Raw genomic sequence first — 12,903 nt, forward strand, 5'->3', positions numbered from 1 at the left:
CTTTTCAAAAGGGTATTTTGGCTTTGACATATTAGGGGCTATTCCATTTCATCGTCCAACAAAATGGGTGCAGTACAGTTGATAGAAATATCGGTCGGGGCCTTCGTCTTTCTGATTCCCGGTTAGCCTGAAAACAGAAAGTCTCAGGCACCCGTGAGCATCCTATGTGGTTTCCTTAGGGACGAAAATAATCACCTGACGAAATTGCGTGCTGTTTTCCAGAATTTTTCGTCATTCGGGTTAGCCAGTTTAACCATTCCTCACTTTCTTCAATCCAATGGCATTAATCTTCTCTGCAATAATTGTTGTAAAAATGTGACGCAAAGAGGTTTTTAGTCGTAAGTAATTACCGTCAAATGCCGATGACTTTCTATCAGGAGTAAACCTGGAAGAGAGACAACGGTAATGAATACAACTCCCTCACAGCGATTAGGTTTTTTGCATCACATCAGGCTGGTTCCGTTATTTGCCTGCATTCTTGGCGGTATCTTACTTCTGTTTGCCTTGAGTTCAGCCCTGGCTGGCTATTTCCTCTGGCAGGCCGATCGCGATCAGCGTGATGTGACTGCGGAGATTGAGATTCGGACCGGGTTAGCGAACAGCTCAGATTTTTTGCGTTCGGCCCGGATCAATATGATTCAGGCCGGGGCGGCGAGTCGTATTGCGGAAATGGAAGCAATGAAGCGAAATATTGCGCAAGCCGAATCGGAGATTAAACAGTCGCAGCAAGGGTATCGTGCTTATCAGAATCGGCCGGTGAAAACACCTGCTGATGAAGCCCTCGACACTGAATTAAATCAACGCTTTCAGGCTTATATCACGGGTATGCAACCTATGTTGAAATATGCCAAAAATGGCATGTTTGAAGCGATTATCAATCATGAAAGTGAGCAGAACCGACCGCTGGATAATGCTTATACCGATATTTTGAACAAAGCCGTTAAGATACGTAGCACCAGAGCCAACCAATTGGCGGAACTGGCCCATCAGCGTACCCGCCTGGGTGGGATGTTCATGATTGGCGCGTTTGTGCTTGCCCTGGTCATGACGCTGATAACATTTATGGTGCTACGTCGGATCGTCATTCGTCCATTGCAACATGCCGCACAACGGATTGAAAAAATCGCCAGTGGCGATCTGACGATGAATGATGATCCGGCAGGTCGTAATGAAATCGGTCGCTTAAGTCATCATTTACAGCAAATGCAGCATTCACTGGGGATGACAGTAGGGACCGTTCGACAGGGCGCGGAAGAGATTTATCGTGGCACCAGCGAAATTTCCGCTGGCAATGCGGACCTGTCATCTCGCACCGAAGAACAAGCGGCGGCTATCGAACAAACTGCCGCCAGCATGGAGCAACTCACTGCAACGGTGAAACAGAATGCGGATAACGCGCATCATGCCAGCAAACTGGCGCAAGAGGCTTCTATTAAAGCCAGCGATGGCGGGCAGACGGTTTCCGGTGTAGTAAAAACGATGGGCGCTATCTCCACGAGTTCGAAGAAAATTTCCGAGATCACTTCCGTCATCAACAGTATTGCTTTCCAGACGAATATTCTGGCACTGAATGCTGCCGTTGAAGCCGCGCGAGCGGGTGAGCAAGGACGTGGATTTGCCGTTGTCGCCAGCGAAGTACGGACACTCGCAAGCCGCAGCGCCCAGGCGGCGAAAGAGATTGAAGGCTTGATCAGTGAATCAGTCAGGTTAATTGACCTGGGGTCGGATGAGGTAGCAACGGCAGGGAAAACCATGAGCACTATTGTTGATGCCGTCGCGAGTGTCACACATATCATGCAGGAAATCGCCGCCGCCTCGGATGAGCAAAGCAGAGGCATAACACAGGTTAGCCAGGCGATTTCTGAAATGGATAAGGTGACGCAACAGAATGCTTCTCTGGTAGAAGAGGCCTCAGCGGCGGCGGTGTCCCTTGAAGAACAGGCTGCACGATTAACTGAGGCGGTGGACGTATTCCGTCTGAACAAACATTCTGTGTCGGCAGAACCTCGCGGAGCTGGTGAGTCTGTTAGTTTCGCAGCAGCGTGAAAATATCAAAGAAGGGATCGAAAGATCCCTTACTTTTCAGAACGGCATTGATTTTCGAATAGCGTTAATCATCAATTGGCAACCGGAAGAGAACGTCGCATCTACGCGGGTCAATATTCCGATCGGTTCGCCTGCACCATGCCCCGGAACAGGCAGGGCCACCAGCGTGGCATGACGCAGGTCGTCTTTTACAGCGCCAGATGGGACAAACCACACGTAGTCGTATTCAACCGTAAGTTGACGAGATAGCGAAGCAGACAGCGTTTCGATACAGCCCGAAGGAATTTTACAGCCCTGGCTCTGCACTAATGCATCTGAATGCTGGCGTGGCGCAGTGCCTTCTGGTGATACAACAACCGGCCATTCCAGCACCCGGCTTAGCGTTACGTTCTCCTGAAGTAGCGGGTGATTAGGGCGGACAACCAGCTTCAGCGATTCAAGAAACAGCAGTTCATAATTAAGCCCGGTCATCAGTTCAGGATCTGACATCCGACCAATGCCGATATCGATTTCGCCGGTCTTCAAACCCGCCAGAATCATAGGGTTACTCATTGTCGCAACTTGCAAGGTCGTCTCTTTTTGTTGCTGATGAAACTGACCTATAACCGAAGGTAATATCCCCAGTGCCGCAGTAGGTAGTGCACCAACCCTGACGACATCATTATTAAGACCTTCTTTACGATGAAGCGACTGTCCGGCAGTGTTGATGGCGTCAAGCACTCTGACGGCATGCGTTAAAAATTGTTCGCCGGGTAAGGTAAGTTGCGCCCCCTGACGACCACGCTCAAACAAGCGAGCACCTGTCAATTGCTCTAGTTCATTCAATGTCTTGGAGAGCGCAGGTTGACTCAAATTAAGGGTTTCAGCTGCGCGCCCCAAAGTTCCTTGTTGTGCAACAGCTACGAATGTATGAAGGTGGCGCAAACGGATGCGCTGACTAAACAGACTATTTTTTTCCATAAGCGATGTTAAAAACGAAGCGGTGTCGCTGACAAGTGAAGTTGTTTGATTATGATAACTTGATTGCAAAATATTATTAACAATCAAAGCAATTGCGTTACAGGAAAATGGATAATATTGATGTTTTCGCGGCGAGATCACAGTTTGTAAATTCTTCCCGCCAGAGTGAATGTGGTTACCTACACTCCAGATTACTGACCAATGGAGGCAGACATTATGGCGAACAGCATCACGGCGGATGAGATTCGGGAACAGTTTTCGCAGGCAATGTCAGCCATGTACCAGCAAGAAGTTCCGCAGTACGGCACGCTGCTGGAACTGGTAGCTGATGTGAATCTGGCTGTGCTGGAAAACAATCCTCAACTGCACGAAAAAATGGTAAATGCAGACGAGCTGGCGCGACTGAATGTTGAACGTCATGGGGCAATTCGCGTTGGGACTGCACAAGAGCTTGCTACTCTTCGGCGGATGTTTGCCATTATGGGGATGTACCCGGTGAGCTATTACGATCTCTCGCAGGCGGGCGTGCCGGTACATTCCACAGCATTTCGGCCCATTGATGATGCTTCTCTGGCGCGTAATCCCTTCCGCGTTTTTACCTCATTACTCCGCCTGGAGCTTATCGAGAACGAAATCTTGCGTCAGAAAGCGGCGGAGATTCTATGTCAGCGCGATATCTTTACCCCACGTTGTCGACAACTGTTAGAGGAGTATGAGCAGCGGGGCGGTTTTAACGAAACACAGGCACAGGAGTTTGTACAGGAAGCCCTGGAAACGTTTCGCTGGCACCAGTCAGCAACGGTGGATGAAGTAACCTATCGCGCCTTGCATAACGAACATCGGCTGATTGCTGATGTGGTCTGTTTTCCTGGATGCCATATCAACCACCTGACGCCACGCACGCTGGATATTGACCGGGTGCAGTCGATGATGCCTGAATGCGGAATTGAACCCAAAATTCTGATCGAAGGGCCGCCGCGCCGCGAGGTACCGATTTTACTACGCCAGACCAGCTTTAAAGCACTGGAAGAGACGGTGTTGTTTGCGGGGCAGAAACAGGGCACGCATACCGCGCGCTTTGGTGAAATAGAGCAGCGTGGCGTGGCATTAACGCCGAAAGGACGACAACTGTATGATGATCTACTGCGGAACGCTGGAACCGGGCAGGATAATCTCACTCACCAAATGCATTTACAGGAAACCTTCCGCACTTTTCCTGACAGTGAGTTTTTAATGCGTCAGCAAGGGTTGGCATGGTTCCGGTACCGTTTGACGCCTTCGGGTGAGGCGCATCGTCAGGCGATTCATCCCGGAGACGATCCACAGCCCTTAATTGAACGTGGTTGGATAGTGGCGCAACCCATTACCTATGAAGATTTCTTGCCCGTTAGCGCGGCGGGGATCTTCCAGTCAAATCTGGGTAATGAAACGCAGGCACGCAGTCACGGTAATGCCAGTCGCGAAGCATTTGAGCAGGCGTTGGGCTGCCCGGTTTTGGATGAGTTCCAGCTTTATCAGGAAGCGGAAGAACGCAGTAAACGTCGCTGTGGTTTGCTTTAAATTCTGACCATCCGCCTTTGCAAAAATTTGCCTGATTTTACAAACGAATCAGGCTCATCCCATCGACATAAAAAAATTGCCGATTAATGCATATTCTCTGAGTTCAACAATTGGATTATTAATAAATATTGTCTAGAGTGAGCGGTCATAAATAAGCACTTTCTTGCCGCTGAAAACGACCAGCGCGGGACCATTCACAACACCAGAAGGACTCACTTTCAGGTATGGATCGTAGACGATTTATTAAAGGTTCAATGGCTATGGCCGCCGTGTGCGGTACCAGCGGCATTGCTTCTCTTTTTTCTCAGGCGGCATTCGCGGCAGATTCTGATATTGCCGACGGGCAAACCCAGCGTTTTGACTTCTCCATTCTACAGTCAATGGCGCACGACTTAGCGCAAACCGCGTGGCGTGGTGCGCCGCGTCCGTTACCTGACACTCTGGCGACAATGACGCCGCAGGCTTATAACAGTATTCAATACGACGCCGAAAAATCGCTCTGGCATAACGTTGAGAACCGTCAACTGGACGCTCAGTTCTTCCATATGGGAATGGGATTCCGTCGCCGCGTTCGTATGTTTTCTGTTGATCCCGCAACACATCTGGCGCGTGAAATTCACTTTCGCCCGGAGTTGTTCAAATACAACGATGCGGGTGTTGATACCAAACAATTAGAAGGGCAAAGCGATCTCGGTTTTGCCGGTTTTCGCGTGTTTAAAGCCCCCGAACTGGCGCGCCGTGATGTCGTATCATTCCTCGGTGCGAGTTATTTCCGCGCCGTTGATGATACATATCAATACGGTTTGTCGGCTCGCGGCCTGGCGATCGACACTTACACCGACAGTAAAGAAGAGTTCCCCGACTTTACCGCCTTCTGGTTTGATACGGTAAAACCGGGGGCAACCACCTTTACCGTTTATGCGTTGCTCGATAGCGCCAGCATTACTGGTGCCTATAAGTTCACTATCCATTGTGAGAAAAGTCAGGTGATTATGGATGTGGAAAATCACCTGTATGCGCGCAAAGACATTAAACAGCTGGGCATTGCGCCGATGACCAGTATGTTCAGCTGCGGTACTAATGAACGTCGGATGTGCGACACCATTCATCCGCAAATCCATGACTCTGATCGTTTGTCCATGTGGCGGGGCAACGGCGAGTGGATTTGTCGTCCGCTGAACAATCCGCAAAAATTGCAGTTCAATGCTTACACCGACAACAACCCGAAAGGGTTTGGTTTATTGCAACTGGATCGTGATTTCTCCCATTATCAGGACATTATGGGCTGGTATAACAAACGCCCAAGTCTGTGGGTGGAGCCGCGTAACAAGTGGGGTAAGGGCACCATCGGCCTGATGGAAATCCCAACAACGGGCGAAACGCTGGATAACATTGTCTGCTTCTGGCAGCCAGAAAAAGCTGTAAAAGCGGGTGATGAGTTTGCATTCCAGTATCGTCTGTACTGGAGTGCGCAACCGCCTGTTCATTGCCCATTAGCGCGCGTTATGGCAACGCGTACCGGCATGGGCGGTTTCCCGGAAGGTTGGGCGCCTGGTGAACACTATCCCGAAAAATGGGCGCGTCGTTTTGCCGTCGATTTCGTTGGTGGTGATCTGAAAGCTGCCGCACCAAAAGGCATTGAGCCGGTGATTACGCTTTCCAGTGGGGAAGCGAAGCAAATCGAAATTCTCTATATTGAACCCATTGATGGTTATCGTATTCAGTTTGACTGGTATCCGACTTCGGACTCCACTGATCCGGTCGATATGCGGATGTATCTGCGTTGTCAGGGCGACGCTATCAGTGAAACATGGCTGTATCAGTATTTCCCGCCAGCACCCGATAAACGTCAGTATGTTGACGACCGCGTGATGAGTTAATCGTTTTTTCTTCGGCACCTTCTTCGGGAGGTGTCGTCTGGTTAAACACGATCCCGCTCGCATTTTTCCCTAAGTTAAATGAGTAATCTGATGGTGTGTATTTCAGATACACCTTGTCAGCCACTAACAGGGAGTGCGTATGTTTCCAGAATACCGAGATTTAATATCCCGTCTGAAAAACGAAAATCCTCGCTTTATGTCCTTGTTCGATAAACACAATAAACTTGATCATGAAATTGCCAGAAAGGAAGGTTCCGACGGTCGAGGGTACAATGCGGAAGTGGTCCGCATGAAAAAACAAAAGCTACAGTTAAAAGATGAGATGCTCAAAATCCTGCAGCAGGAGAGCGTCAAAGAGGTGTAAACTTTCCTAAGCCGCCAGCCAGGCGGCTTTTTTAACAGTGGTATGGATTGACTGGAGATAAGATGGCAGAAACGATAAAAGTAAGCGAATCACTAGAATTACATGCTGTTGCAGAAAGTCATGTCACACCTCTTTATCAGTTAATCTGTAAAAATAGAACCTGGTTACAGCAGTCGCTAAACTGGCCGCAGTTTGTTCAAAGTGAAGAGGACACGCGAAAAACGGTGCAGGGCAATGTAATGTTGCATCAACGCGGCTATGCCAAAATGTTCATGATTTTCAAAGAAGATGAACTTATCGGCGTTATCTCGTTTAATCGTATTGAACCACTGAATAAAACCGCTGAAATCGGCTACTGGCTGGACGAATCTCATCAGGGGCAGGGGATCATTTCTCAGGCGCTGCAGGCATTGATTCATCATTACGCTCAGTCTGGTGAACTTAGACGCTTCGTGATCAAATGTCGGGTGGATAATGCGCAAAGCAACCAGGTCGCTTTGCGCAATGGTTTTATCCTTGAAGGTTGCCTGAAACAGGCTGAGTTTCTGAATGATGCCTATGATGATGTGAACTTATACGCGCGTATTATCGATTCACAATAACCCTGCCAGCGGCGTTCGCGTAATGCGCTCTTCGCCGTTAATGACTTTTGGACCACGGACATGAACCGTGTCGCCATCAAAGGCTTCAACGACGGCGTGGTCGGTCAACTCCACATGGTTTTCAATTATCACCGCACCTGTAATACGGCTCTCACCTTGTATTACAACGTGCTCGTCGAGCAGAATCGGTCCGCCACGTACCACTGCCTTTCCGCCAATCAAGACATGATGTTTTAACACACAATTACCTTCCACAATGGCATATTCCGCTACCTGCGAACTGTAATGAATCGTCGGAATGGCATCTTCTTCTATGCCAGCTTTCACCTGCGCGTGACCGTAGACTTTAGCGCAATCGCATAGCCAGACGTTGTTCTCTTCATTACCTTCAATACTGGCAAAATCAAAAATTTCGGCGCGATGTTCAATAAAAGCATACCGGACGACGGCATCGCCATAAATTTGTGCCTGGTGGACAATACGCGAGGCGCTAACCCTTGCGCGATCATAAATTTGTAGCAGGAGTTGATGGTCGGAGGTTAAGCCTTGCGCGGCGACGATCATAGAATGTTGATCAATTAAGGCGTGACCAAATATTCTACATTGACCGCAAACTAATGAGTCACGAATGGTGACACTGTCACTTATATATGCACCCTGACTGACTTCACTATTATCGATCCAGACGTTATCCGTTGCGTAAACCTCTCCCCACAGCACGCTGGTGCCGGTGATACGCGTATTACCGGAAATCACCGTTCCGCCGAACGCAATAGCATTCTGATCGTAAATCCAGCAATTTCCTTCCTGCGCTAACACCGTTTCGCGATCGATCCAGCCGCCAGCGGTTCCTGCTATCACATCGTTAAAATCGCTCATGGCGATAATTTGCCGTAATAACACACTTTTTTTAGTGCCATCATCCTGATAACTAAAGGCTCGCTGTTCTTCACTTAGACGATATTTGCGCATAGCGTTTTCCCACAGGTGACTTACTATAACCGTAGCAAATTCTGCGAGTCTGGCTATGCTCGAGAAAATTCCATAAAATGCATTTAAAATATACTTTATAAATTAAACAAAATGAGTAACAAGATGCAGAGCGATAAAGTGCTCAATTTGCCGGCAGGCTACTTTGGTATTGTGTTGGGGACGATAGGGATGGGATTTGCCTGGCGCTATGCCAGCCAGGTTTGGCAGGTCAGCCACTGGTTAGGGGATGGGCTGGTAATTCTGGCGATGATCATCTGGGGATTATTGACTAGCGCATTTATTACCCGACTCATACGCTTTCCGCATAGCGTGCTGGCGGAAGTGCGCCATCCAGTGATGAGCAGTTTTGTGAGTTTGTTTCCTGCAACGACGATGCTGGTAGCGATTGGTTTTGTTCCGTGGTTTCGCCCACTGGCTGTGTGCCTGTTCAGTTTTGGCGTCGTGGTTCAGTTGGCTTATGCCGCCTGGCAAACTGCGGGATTATGGCGCGGATCTCATCCTGAAGAAGCTACCACGCCTGGACTGTATCTGCCGACAGTTGCCAACAACTTTATCAGCGCAATGGCCTGTGGTGCATTGGGCTACACCGACGCCGGTCTGGTGTTTTTAGGCGCAGGCGTTTTCTCATGGTTAAGCCTGGAACCGGTGATCTTGCAGCGTCTGCGCAGTTCGGGAGAATTACCCACGGCGCTGCGGACATCACTCGGCATTCAGCTCGCTCCTGCGCTGGTGGCCTGTAGTGCCTGGCTGAGCGTCAACGGCGGCGAGGGGGACACGCTGGCAAAAATGCTTTTCGGTTATGGACTGCTGCAATTGCTATTTATGCTACGTCTGATGCCATGGTATCTCTCCCAACCATTTAATGCTTCATTCTGGAGTTTCTCGTTCGGCGTTTCCGCACTGGCAACCACCGGTTTGCATTTGGGGAGTGGCAGCGATAATGGATTTTTCCATACCCTGGCGGTGCCGCTGTTTATCTTTACCAATTTTATAATAGCAATACTGCTTATCCGTACTTTCGCGCTTCTGATGCAGGGGAAATTGTTAATCAGAACCGAGCGCGCCGTTTTAATGAAAGCTGAGGACAAAGAATGATCATTCGTGACGAAAACTATTTTACTGATAAGTATGAATTAACCCGCACACACTCTGAAGTACTGGAAGCGGTGAAAGTGGTTAAACCCGGTAAAACGCTGGATCTGGGCTGTGGCAATGGTCGTAACAGTCTTTACCTGGCAGCCAATGGTTATGAAGTTGACGCATGGGATAAAAATGCCATGAGTATCGCCAACGTCGAGCGCATTAAATCCATTGAAAATCTGGATAATTTACATACCCGGGTCGTTGATCTGAATAACCTCACGTTTGATGGGCAATACGATTTTATTCTTTCGACTGTGGTGCTGATGTTCCTTGAGGCTAAAACCATCCCTGGGCTGATTGCCAATATGCAACGTTGCACTAAACCTGGCGGTTACAACCTGATTGTGGCGGCGATGGATACCGCTGATTATCCATGTACCGTCGGCTTCCCGTTTGCCTTCAAAGAGGGAGAATTACGTCGATATTACGAAGGCTGGGAGATGGTGAAATACAATGAAGACGTCGGCGAGCTGCACCGCACCGACGCCAACGGTAATCGGATTAAACTGCGTTTCGCCACGATGCTGGCACGTAAAAAATGACCCGGTAGAACAAGGCGCGTGAAAATGCCCCGCGTTGAGATGGTTAACCGTTGTTCTTTTCGGTAAGCATATTTTTAATCAAAAGGATGTGAAATTAATCACGGTAGTCGAAGTTTTTCATCAGCTTAACGCACTGATATTTAACTACTGATGATTGACTTAGCCCCTTTTTCGGCATTGACTATGTCGTCTGAAAAGGGGCTGATAAATTTATTTTTACCAACACTTTTTTTGCCACAACACGAAGCGGCGCTTTTTGCTATAACTTAGAAAGTAATATAATCATCTCAGGAAACTATTCATGCGTACCACATCAATTGCGAAAGTTGCAGCTTTATGCGGCTTGTTGGCTCTGTCTGGTTGTGCCTCTAAAATCACCCAGCCAGATAAATATTCTGGCTTTTTAAACAATTACTCTGATTTAAAAGAAACAAATTCTGCAACGGGTAAGCCTGTTTTACGTTGGGTAGACCCAAGTTTTGATCAAAGTAAATATGACAGCATCGTCTGGAACCCAATCACTTATTATCCGGTGCCGAAACCTTCTACTCAGGTAGGGCAGAAAGTTCTGGATAAAATTTTGAGCTATACCAACACTGAAATGAAAGAAGCGATTGCGCAGCGTAAACCACTGGTTACCACCGCTGGGCCGCGTAGTCTGATTTTCCGTGGTGCCATTACCGGTGTTGATACCAGCAAAGAAGGGTTGCAATTCTATGAAGTGGTTCCTGTCGCATTAGTGGTCGCGGGGACGCAAATGGCTACAGGCCACCGTACTATGGATACTCGCCTGTACTTTGAAGGTGAGCTAATTGATGCAGCTACTAATAAACCGGTTATCAAAGTCGTTCGTCAGGGCGAAGGTAAAGACCTGAATAATGAAAGTACGCCAATGGCTTTCGAGAATATTAAGCAAGTTATTGATGACATGGCGACCGATGCCACCATGTTTGACGTTAACAAAAAGTAATTCCAGTCGCGCCATCGTAAGATGGCGCTTTTTATTATCGGTTTCTGTCAGCGATTAAATTTAACACCATGTAACAAACGCCACCGGCAATTAATCCCCAAAACGCAGAACCAATCCCGACAAGCGTTAGTCCACTTGCCGTTACCAGAAATGCGACCACCGCCGCGTCGCGCTCACGCTCATTATGCAGCGCCTGATACAAACTGCCGCCAATGGTACTCAACAGCGCCAGACCTGCCAGCATCTGGATCCAACTCACGGGCAGCGCGGCCATCATTCCAGTTATGGCGCTACCAAACAGACCTGCAAACAAATAAACAACGCCTGCGACGGCAGCTGCCAGCCAACGTTGATCTTTATCCGGATGCGCTTCCGGGCTTTGGCAAATAGCCGCGGTGATTGCTGCAATACCGACGGAATAAACCCCGAAAGGGGAAAATACCAGCGCCAGCAATCCAGTAAATACAATCAACGGCGAAACAGGAGCCAAATACCCGGCCGCTTTCATTGCCGCAATACCCGGTGCGTTTTGCGATGCCATCGTCACCAGAAAAAGGGGGAGTGCAACGCTCAGACTGTGTGCAAACGAAAATTCAGGGGCAATATAAGTGGGGAGAACGGGTTTAAAGACAACATCATTTGTGACAACGTCACCTTGCGCGATAACGATCACGATCCCAATAATCATCGCGGCAATTACCGCATAACGCGGCGCATAAGTTTTTGTCGCCAGCCACGCCAGCAACATACTACCGCATAACGTAAACTGACCATCCAGACTTGCAAACGCCTGTAAACCAAAGCGTAACAAAATTCCGGCCAGCATCGCCGCTGCCAGCGAGTGCGGAATAATACGCATCAGACGGGCGAATAATCCCGTCATACCACAGAGGACTATTAACGCGTTGGTGACAATAAAAACACCGATGGCTTCGTTAAGTGTTAGTCCCTGCAATCCGGTAACCAGCAAAGCTGCGCCCGGCGTTGACCATGCAGTGAGAACAGGCACGCGATACCATAATGTCAGAGCCAGCGTACTGACGCCCATTGCCAGCCCCAGCGCCGTCATCCAGCCAGAGATTTGTGCAGTGGTGGCTCCGGCGACAATCGCTGCTTGCCAGATTATTGCCGCTGAACTGGCGTAGCCAATTAATACCGCCAGAAACCCCGCCAGTAGCGTGGGTGGAGGAATAGAAAACAGACGCATGGTCACCTCGTGCGTTATAGCGTACAGGTACCGTAGCATTTGTCCGTTATAACGCACAAGTGATAAACTTCCGCTTTGCCGGAGGAGTCACATGGAAAATCTCACTCGCTTTTTATCCACCACACTTAAACAACTACGTCAGCAGCGCGGCTGGAGTCTTTCGCGACTGGCAGAAGCGACGGGGGTTTCTAAAGCGATGTTAGGGCAGATTGAGCGTAATGAGTCCAGCCCGACGGTCGCGACATTATGGAAAATTGCCACCGGGTTGAATGTGCCATTTTCGACATTTATTTCTCCGCCGCAGTCCGCTACGCCTTCAGTTTATGATCCGCAACAGCAGGCGATGGTGATCACTTCGCTGTTTCCTTATGATCCACAACTCTGCTTTGAACACTTCTCGATTCAGATGGCACCTGGTGCAATAAGTGAATCGACGCCCCATGAGAAGGGAGTAATCGAACATGTTGTCGTCATTGATGGGCAACTTGATCTGTGCGTTGATGGTGAATGGCAGAGCCTTAATTGTGGAGAAGGTGCTCGATTTGCTGCAGACGTTACGCATGTCTATCGTAATGGTGGGGAGCAAATCGTACATTTTCATTCCCTCATCCATTACCCACGCAGTTAAGCGGGAAA

General features: G+C 48.9%; 12 protein-coding genes. 9 read left to right on the forward strand and 3 right to left on the reverse strand.

Features of this window, described 5'->3' with window-relative positions; genetic code table 11:
• Positions 1-405: 405 nt before the first annotated feature.
• Positions 406-2,046, forward strand: coding sequence for a methyl-accepting chemotaxis protein Trg (gene trg, locus ATB02_RS22415; RefSeq protein ID WP_105272264.1), 1,641 nt, complete (start codon positions 406-408; stop codon positions 2,044-2,046).
• 36 nt (positions 2,047-2,082) lie between these two features.
• On the opposite strand, the gene ATB02_RS22420 is transcribed toward trg, so the two are convergent.
• Entirely contained in the window at positions 2,083-3,006 is a 924-nt protein-coding gene (locus ATB02_RS22420; protein WP_000414564.1) for a LysR substrate-binding domain-containing protein, read from the reverse strand.
• Between the two features lie 216 nt (positions 3,007-3,222).
• On the opposite strand from ATB02_RS22420, the gene hglS reads away from it, so the two are divergent.
• The 4 genes from hglS (at position 3,223) to rimL (ending at position 7,412) form a co-directional block, all read left to right on the forward strand.
• A complete protein-coding gene (hglS, locus tag ATB02_RS22425) occupies positions 3,223-4,566 on the forward strand; it encodes a 2-oxoadipate dioxygenase/decarboxylase HglS (protein WP_105272265.1) in 1,344 nt (447 codons plus the stop codon).
• A gap of 224 nt (positions 4,567-4,790) precedes the next feature.
• Positions 4,791-6,446 (forward strand): glucan biosynthesis protein OpgD, encoded by a 1,656-nt coding sequence (gene opgD, locus ATB02_RS22435; RefSeq protein ID WP_000375956.1) that lies wholly within the window; start codon positions 4,791-4,793, stop codon positions 6,444-6,446.
• A gap of 139 nt (positions 6,447-6,585) precedes the next feature.
• Positions 6,586-6,810, forward strand: coding sequence for a YdcH family protein (locus ATB02_RS22445; RefSeq protein WP_001296778.1), 225 nt, complete (start codon positions 6,586-6,588; stop codon positions 6,808-6,810).
• Positions 6,811-6,872: 62 nt separating this feature from the next.
• Positions 6,873-7,412, forward strand: a complete 540-nt coding sequence (rimL, locus tag ATB02_RS22450; RefSeq protein ID WP_001353208.1) for a 50S ribosomal protein L7/L12-serine acetyltransferase — start codon at positions 6,873-6,875, stop codon at positions 7,410-7,412.
• On the opposite strand, the gene ydcK is transcribed toward rimL, so the two are convergent.
• The gene (gene ydcK / locus ATB02_RS22455) at positions 7,404-8,384 is read right to left on the reverse strand and encodes a YdcK family protein (RefSeq protein ID WP_105272266.1); all 981 of its coding nucleotides are present in this window, start codon (positions 8,382-8,384) and stop codon (positions 7,404-7,406) included. The two genes, rimL and ydcK, sit on opposite strands and share 9 nt — an antisense overlap.
• 123 nt (positions 8,385-8,507) lie before the next feature.
• Between ydcK and tehA the strand changes: the two genes are divergently transcribed.
• From tehA to ATB02_RS22470, 3 genes are all read left to right on the forward strand, one after another.
• The gene (tehA, locus tag ATB02_RS22460; protein WP_001376850.1) at positions 8,508-9,500 is read left to right on the forward strand and encodes a dicarboxylate transporter/tellurite-resistance protein TehA; all 993 of its coding nucleotides are present in this window, start codon (positions 8,508-8,510) and stop codon (positions 9,498-9,500) included.
• Complete coding sequence (gene tehB, locus ATB02_RS22465; RefSeq protein ID WP_000586739.1) at positions 9,497-10,090, forward strand: tellurite resistance methyltransferase TehB; 594 nt, start codon at positions 9,497-9,499, stop codon at positions 10,088-10,090. Before tehA ends, tehB begins: the two co-directional genes overlap by 4 nt.
• Positions 10,091-10,391: 301 nt before the next feature.
• Positions 10,392-11,060 carry a DUF3313 domain-containing protein gene (locus ATB02_RS22470; RefSeq protein WP_032184146.1) on the forward strand — a complete coding sequence of 223 codons (669 nt, stop codon included), beginning with the start codon at positions 10,392-10,394 and terminating at the stop codon, positions 11,058-11,060.
• 34 nt (positions 11,061-11,094) lie between these two features.
• On the opposite strand, the gene ydcO is transcribed toward ATB02_RS22470, so the two are convergent.
• Positions 11,095-12,306, reverse strand: a complete 1,212-nt coding sequence (ydcO, locus tag ATB02_RS22475) for a BenE family transporter YdcO (protein ID WP_105272267.1) — start codon at positions 12,304-12,306, stop codon at positions 11,095-11,097.
• Positions 12,307-12,358: 52 nt separating this feature from the next.
• On the opposite strand from ydcO, the gene sutR reads away from it, so the two are divergent.
• Positions 12,359-12,895 (forward strand): DNA-binding transcriptional regulator SutR, encoded by a 537-nt coding sequence (gene sutR, locus ATB02_RS22480; RefSeq protein WP_000429506.1) that lies wholly within the window; start codon positions 12,359-12,361, stop codon positions 12,893-12,895.
• The last annotated feature ends 8 nt before the right edge of the window (positions 12,896-12,903 follow it).

Origin of the sequence: Escherichia sp. MOD1-EC5189 (genome assembly GCF_002966045.1) — a bacterium.
Lineage (GTDB): Bacteria > Pseudomonadota > Gammaproteobacteria > Enterobacterales > Enterobacteriaceae > Escherichia > Escherichia coli_F.

Coding starts and splice junctions, on each gene's coding strand:
- trg (WP_105272264.1), top strand. CDS start 406: ATGAATACAACTCCCTCACAGCGATTAGGTTTTTTGCATCACATCAGG.
- ATB02_RS22420 (WP_000414564.1), bottom strand. CDS start 3,006: ATGGAAAAAAATAGTCTGTTTAGTCAGCGCATCCGTTTGCGCCACCTT.
- hglS (WP_105272265.1), top strand. CDS start 3,223: ATGGCGAACAGCATCACGGCGGATGAGATTCGGGAACAGTTTTCGCAG.
- opgD (WP_000375956.1), top strand. CDS start 4,791: ATGGATCGTAGACGATTTATTAAAGGTTCAATGGCTATGGCCGCCGTG.
- ATB02_RS22445 (WP_001296778.1), top strand. CDS start 6,586: ATGTTTCCAGAATACCGAGATTTAATATCCCGTCTGAAAAACGAAAAT.
- rimL (WP_001353208.1), top strand. CDS start 6,873: ATGGCAGAAACGATAAAAGTAAGCGAATCACTAGAATTACATGCTGTT.
- ydcK (WP_105272266.1), bottom strand. CDS start 8,384: ATGCGCAAATATCGTCTAAGTGAAGAACAGCGAGCCTTTAGTTATCAG.
- tehA (WP_001376850.1), top strand. CDS start 8,508: ATGCAGAGCGATAAAGTGCTCAATTTGCCGGCAGGCTACTTTGGTATT.
- tehB (WP_000586739.1), top strand. CDS start 9,497: ATGATCATTCGTGACGAAAACTATTTTACTGATAAGTATGAATTAACC.
- ATB02_RS22470 (WP_032184146.1), top strand. CDS start 10,392: ATGCGTACCACATCAATTGCGAAAGTTGCAGCTTTATGCGGCTTGTTG.
- ydcO (WP_105272267.1), bottom strand. CDS start 12,306: ATGCTACGGTACCTGTACGCTATAACGCACGAGGTGACCATGCGTCTG.
- sutR (WP_000429506.1), top strand. CDS start 12,359: ATGGAAAATCTCACTCGCTTTTTATCCACCACACTTAAACAACTACGT.